This is a genomic window from Streptomyces sp. NPDC046915 (assembly GCF_040644935.1).
In the GTDB taxonomy this organism is placed as follows: Bacteria; Actinomycetota; Actinomycetes; order Streptomycetales; family Streptomycetaceae; genus Streptomyces.
Window position 1 is genome coordinate 1 of sequence record NZ_JBEYXB010000072.1, and the last position, 1178, is coordinate 1178.

The window sequence follows — 1178 nt, forward strand, 5'->3', positions numbered from 1 at the left end:
TCTTGCAGATCCAAGGGAAGGTGTCCTGGTGGGACGTAAGTCTCCGTATCCGGCCGAATTCAGGAACGACGCTGTCGCGCTGTACCGCGCGGCGGGCGGGAAGCGCACGTAGCACGTACACGGCGGTCGCGGCGGATGTCGGGGTGACCGGCGAGACGCTGCGGAGCTGGGTGCGCCAGGCCGACGAGCACGAGGGCCGCGCTCATGGCCACGGCGAGCAGAGCGCGGAGAGCCGAGATGAGGAACTGGCAAGGCTGCGCGCGGAGAACAGCCGGCTGCGCAAGGCGGAGAAGGAGTGGGAGCTCGAACGGGAGATCCTGCGCCGGGCAGCGACGTATTTCGCCAAGGAGATGAAGTGAAGACCCGCCGCTGGGATTTCGTCTCCGCCCACGCCGAGGCCTTCGGCGTCCAGCGGATATGCCGGGTTCTTCGAGTCTCGCGCTCGGGCTACTACCGGTGGATCGCCGGCGCGAAGGCCCGCCAGGAGCGACAGGCCGCCGACGACGCCCTGCTCGTGGAGATCCGTGAGATCCACACCGAGCACAAGGGCACCTACGGAGTCCGACGCGTCCATGCCGAGTTGCGCGGCTTCGGGCACACGGTCAACCGCAAGCGCGTCGAGCGCCTGATGCGCGTCAACCGGCTCGAAGGCCGTCACCTGCGGCGTCGCAAGCGCACCACGGTCGCCGACCGGCTCGCACCGCCTGCCCGGACCTCGTCCAACGCGACTTCACCGCCGCACGGTTGGACGAGAAGTGGTGCGGCGACATCACATATGTGCAGGTCGGTGGCTCGTGGCTGTATCTCGCCTGCGTCATCGACATCTGCTCACGCCGAGTACTCGGCTGGTCGATGGCCTCGCACATGCGCGCCGAGCTGGTCATCGACGCACTGAAGATGGCGGTGGCGACCCGCGGCGGCAACGTCGACGGAGTGATCTTCCACGCGGACAGGGGTTCGCAATACACGTCGGCGGCGTTCACGCAGGTCTGTAATGGTTTCGGGATCCGCAGGAGCATGGGGCGCATCGGCTCGAGCTACGACAACGCCCTCGCTGAGAGTTTCTGGCAGGGGCTGAAGCGAGAGACGATGCACCAACGGCTGTTCTCGACGATGCGCCAGGCGCGGCTGGAGATCTTCCAGTGGCTCACCTACTACAACGCCCGCAGACGCCACAG

The 1178-nt window shown here is 66.9% G+C and carries 1 pseudogene; it reads left to right on the forward strand.

Going from position 1 to position 1178, the window contains the following annotated elements:
- Window positions 1-28: 28 nt before the first annotated feature.
- Window positions 29-1178: pseudogene (locus ABZ915_RS48770) on the forward strand (IS3 family transposase); the annotation flags it as partial.